Raw genomic sequence first — 4,508 nt, forward strand, 5'->3', positions numbered from 1 at the left:
ACTGGCGCGGACTCGGTGGACGGCGCCGTCGTCGTCTCCTACGCCGATGCGATGGCACCCGGTGAGCTCGCCCTCGTGCGGGAGGGCGCGCTCGAACGCCTCACGGACTTTGCGGCGACCCTCCGCGACGACGCGACCCCGCGCGTGCCGCACGAGTTCACGGGCAAGAGCCCCGACGGAATGCCGGTGCACGGCTGGGTCGTGCTTCCGGAGGGCACGGGCCCGTTCCCCGTGCTCCTCAACATCCACGGCGGGCCGTTCGCCCAGTACACCGGCGCGTGGTTCGACGAGGCCCAGGTGTACGCCGGGGCGGGCTATGCGGTGCTCATGTGCAACCCCCGCGGTGCCGCGGGCTACGGCGAGGACCACGCGCGCGCGATCAAGGGCCGCATGGGCAGCGTCGACCTCGAGGACGTGCTCGGCTTCGTGGACTCCGCGCTCGCCGAGTTCCCCGAACTGGACGGGGAGCGTCTCGGCGTCATGGGCGGCTCGTACGGCGGCTACCTCACGGCGTGGACCATCGCCCACGACCACCGCTTCCGCGCGGCGATCGTCGAGCGCGGCTTCCTGGATCCCGTGAGCTTCATCGGGTCCTCCGACATCGGATGGTTCTTCCCGGGCGAGTACACGGGCTGGGACGTGGAGGCGATGAACGCCCAGAGCCCCATGGCGTGCGTTGACGCCGTCACGACGCCGACCCTCGTGGTCCACTCGGAGGAGGACTGGCGCTGCCCGATCGAGCAGGCCCAGCGCTACTACGCGGCGCTACGGCTCCGGGGCGTCGAGACGGAGCTCCTCGTTTTCCCGGGCGAGAATCACGAGCTGTCCCGTTCCGGCACCCCTCATCACCGCAAGCAGCGCTTCGAGCACATCCTCCGGTGGTGGGCGCGGCACCTCCCCACCGACGCGAATCCCGGCCCTGCTGTTGGGTAAGTCATAAGGTCTTTGGACCCTAGACGGTGGTGTAGTATGCCCAAAGATCGCTTCGGCATCTAGGCCTCAGGAGGCCAAGAAGTTCAAGGCTGAGGGGTTTCTGTTCGCCCCCGCGAAGTCGACAACGCGTCACAGACACTGGCGACTTATTGCGTCACACGCGCGGCCCAGCTGCTCGGTTCCACCGTGAGCGTCACCGCCGCCGTCATTTTGCGGCCAAACCCGCCGCCGTCATCACGTCTGCCGCGCACGGCCTATCCGTGCGGGGCGACGTGACCATCGCGGGCGTCACGATACGGGTGGGAGGGCTCTGGGGCAGCCCTCCATAGACAAGACATCTAGGGAGCTGGGCAACCCCATGAAACATCCATTGCGTCGCCATTGGCGGCTCGTCGTCTCTTTTGTCGCGGCATTGACCGCATTCGGCCTCACGGCCGCGGCACTCACTTCTGGTCTCAACCCCGGAGATTATTTAGCGGTCACCTGTTCTGGTCCGTCTGTGACATGGAACCAGTCCGGTCCGAGATCCGGCACGGTGAGCTGCGCAACGAATCCTCCACCATCCACCCCCGCGGCGACCGGTGGGTCTCCAGCTCCGGCCGGGTCCTACCACCTGAGCGCGAACGGCAACCCGTCTCTTGACACCACGGCCTTCGCGACGTCCACCGGGGACATCCTCGTCGTCAAGGCGTTCACCGAGGACGCCGGCAACCTGACGCTCGCCACACCGACGAGCTCAGGTGCCACCGTCACGTGGACACTGGCCGCATCGGACCTCACGAGCGGATACTCCGCGGCGTACATCTGGACGGGGACCGTGACCGCTGGTTCGGCGTCTACCGTCGTGACGGCGCACGAAGGTTCCGTCACCGCCGCAGCGCACTGGGACGCCCTGGTCGAACGCTGGAACGGAGCAACGGCGAAGCTCGCCGCAGCCCCCGTGACCACCGACGCGCGCGGCTCTGGGGTTCCGTCGGCACACATCTCGACAGCGGCCGGATCCGCGATCTCGTGGTTCGCAGCCGACTGGAACGCCGTGCAGGACAATGCCCTGACCTTCATCGGGTCTCCCGTCCAGGAGGCCAGCCAGTACATCGCCAACATCTACTCTGGCGAGCACGCCTTCCAAGCTGCCGTGGCTGGCGACCAGAGCATCGGTGAGACGGGTCCCTCGGGGCGCGCGTGGACAGTGCTCGGGATCGAGATCCAGAGCACCGGATCACCGGCGCCGACGCCGACGCCAACCGTGACGGCAACCCCTAGCACTACGGCGACCCCGACGCCTTCCGTCACGCCGACGCCTACCGCTTCGGCCTCCCCGACGCCTACGTCCACTCCGACGGCTTCCGGTGGGCTTCCCGCGGGGGTAACGCTCAAGGCGATTGACGGCGGCCCTGGCTACTACAGCAAGTGGCCCGCGTCGAATTACCCCGGCGCGACCACGATGTTCCCCGTCACGCGGTGGGCTGCCGAGGGCGCCGGTGCGGCTGACGACAACACTCTCGTGAATACGTATCTCGAGGACGGCTACATGCAGTCCGGGTGGCAGGCCGGGTCCAAGCTCTACGGCATCGGCGGCACGACGACGGGCGCGGGCGGTTACCTCGTCACGGACGAGGTCGACCAATGGGCCGGTAACGGCTGGGGCGGCTGGACCGGCGTCGCAGGGTTCGGGCACGACGGGAAAGTCTGCACATCAGGCATCACGGACTGCGGCTACACGGCGATGAAGGCCATGTCCGGGCCCATCGCTTCCGACAAGTTCAAGTACACGAACTTCGGCAAGTTCGCCGGGACGCAGGGAAGCGCCGCAAACTGGAAGACGTACACCCAGTACACGGACATCGCCTCCACCGACGTGTACTTCCTGCAGGAGACCGGCAACCTGTACTCCGGCTGGTGGGGCGTCACCAACGTGATCGTCGGCGACCAGTCGTTCACCGGCGACCTGTCCGCCACAGACCCGCGACTGCATCTCTCGCGCAACTATGGACGGCTCATCTGGCACGAGCGTTCCATGCAGGGCGGCGACAAGCCGATCTACAGCTTCAACGAGCTGGTGGACATGAACGGGAACCATGTGGACCCGGCGGCGTTCACGGCCGGGATCTGGTCGGCGGTCATCGAAGGGGCGCGCGGGGTCAACTACTTCACGCACAACTACCTCCGGAGTGGCGGGTATGCGGATTCGTTCGAGGACCCGGCGTTCGCGAGCGTGAAGTCCGCGGCCCAGTCGTTCTACGCGACGGCCGAGTCCCTGGCTCCGGTCCTCAACGGTCCCGACGGTGTGGGGCTCGTGACCTCGTCTCGTGACGAGAAGACCCCGGACGGCATGCCTGCCGGCGCCGAGTACCTCGCCAAGTGGAACAACGGGTCGCCGTACCTGTTCGCCCACATGGCGGCGGACGCGGTCAGCAATGACTCCGTCACGTTCTCCCTTGCCGGCGGGATCGGCAAGTCGGTGACTGTCGTGGGCGAGAACCGCACGATCCCGGTGGTCGGCGGGAAGTTCACGGACACGTTCGCCAACACGAACACCGTCCACATCTACCAGGTCGCCCTCTAAGAATCCGCCGCGGCCTACTGCCGCAACGCGGTTCTCAGAAGCCGAGTTCTCGGGCTGCGGCCTCGGGCGTCGGGTGTGACCACCGCGCCGAGTACTCCTCATTGCTGCACAGCGAGCGGAGCTCGGCGCGGTCCACGTACAGGACGCCGCCCAAGTGGTCGGTCTCGTGTTGCACGATTCGGGCCTGCCAGCCCGAGAACTCGGCGCGCCGCGCCGTGCCGTCGGGCGCCGTCCAACGGGCCTCGATCCGCGAGGGGCGGCGCACGACGGCGGTGTACCCGTGTACCGAGAGGCACCCCTCGTAGAACGCGGCCCGCTCGTCGCCGAGGGGGAGGTAGACCGGGTTGAGCATGGCGAAGAACGGCAGGGGAGCGCGCTCGCGGGCCTCCGCGACGTCGTGATCGGCCGCCCATGTGTCCTCGAGGACGGCGAGGCGCAGCGGCAGTCCTATCTGCGGGGCCGCGAGGCCCACTCCCGGCGCGGCGTGCATCGTGCGGCGCATCACCTCGATGAGCGCCGCAAGCAGGGCCGCGTCCAGCTGGCCGTCGAACGGCACCGCCTGCGTGCGCAGCACCGGATGCCCAGCCTGCACGATCTCGGGGAGACTTTCAGTCGCGACGATCTCTGCTGCGGTCTCCGCGAGGCGTGCGGCGGACCAGTGGCTGGGCAGGGCGGGGCTCATGGTCACAGCCTAGGGCGCGGCGGCCCGGCGCTTTGGATCGGTTGCGCAGGCGCGCGTCACTGCGAAGCGGGCCAGCCGCACGAGCGCGCCACGAAGGCGTAGATCTCCGCCCTGAGGGCGGGCGTTGCTGCGACCTTGACGGTGCCCGTGGGGCCTCCGAGGCGAAGCGTGAGCGGGATGAGGGTTCCGACCTTGTCTTCCGCGACGGCGTGCGGATCGCACCGCGCAGGGCGCACGGTGAGGCGCACGGGGGGCCCACCAGCCGTGAGGCTTACGTCGCGCGGCCACGGCGCCCCGGGGTCCTCGTCGAGGAGCGTCGTGTTGCCG

The 4,508-nt window shown here is 68.4% G+C and carries 3 protein-coding genes and 1 pseudogene; 2 read left to right on the forward strand and 2 right to left on the reverse strand.

Translation table 11 applies throughout. The features are described 5' to 3' along the window. The coding region (locus ACLN58_RS18290) for an alpha/beta hydrolase family protein (protein WP_415856671.1) at positions 1-933 on the forward strand (933 nt) is incomplete at its 5' end. A 499-nt stretch (positions 934-1,432) separates the two neighbouring features. Then, a complete protein-coding gene (locus ACLN58_RS18295) occupies positions 1,433-3,499 on the forward strand; it encodes a hypothetical protein (protein ID WP_415856672.1) in 2,067 nt (688 codons plus the stop codon). A gap of 34 nt (positions 3,500-3,533) precedes the next feature. Here ACLN58_RS18295 and ACLN58_RS18300 read toward each other — a convergent pair whose 3' ends face one another. Next, a complete protein-coding gene (locus ACLN58_RS18300; protein ID WP_415856673.1) occupies positions 3,534-4,181 on the reverse strand; it encodes a peptide deformylase in 648 nt (215 codons plus the stop codon). 56 nt (positions 4,182-4,237) lie between these two features. Further along, positions 4,238-4,508, reverse strand: a pseudogene (locus tag ACLN58_RS18305) (hypothetical protein); the annotation flags it as partial.

Source organism: Sinomonas sp. G460-2 (genome assembly GCF_047759905.1).
Lineage (GTDB): Bacteria > Actinomycetota > Actinomycetes > Actinomycetales > Micrococcaceae > Sinomonas.